The organism is Chryseobacterium sp. SIMBA_029 (assembly GCF_046535275.1).
In the GTDB taxonomy this organism is placed as follows: domain Bacteria; phylum Bacteroidota; class Bacteroidia; order Flavobacteriales; family Weeksellaceae; genus Chryseobacterium.
Map to the genome: position 1 here is coordinate 1 of NZ_JAWRXA010000515.1, position 259 is coordinate 259.

Consider the following 259-nt stretch of genomic DNA (forward strand, 5'->3'; position numbering starts at 1 on the left):
GATGGGCATCCTGACGCGCGAATTGGCCGAGCTTTATGAAGGAAAGGAACTGCCCGCCCTGAAAATCCAGTATAAGGATTATTCTGCATGGCAAAAGCAAGCATCTGCCCGGACTGAAATGAAAAAGCAGGAAGATTACTGGTTAAATGTCTTCAAAGAGGAAGTACCTGTTTTGAACATGCCGACCGATTTCAGAAGGCCGGCATCCCAATCGACCGAAGGCGGTTTAGTGTGTTTTGAATTTGACCGGGACTTATCG

At 47.5% G+C, this 259-nt stretch carries 1 protein-coding gene; it reads left to right on the forward strand.

Annotation, left to right across the window (positions count from 1 at the left end; all coding sequences use genetic code 11):
* Positions 1 to 259: condensation domain-containing protein (locus SB679_RS25035; RefSeq protein ID WP_410705015.1), on the forward strand; the 259-nt coding region annotated here is incomplete at both ends.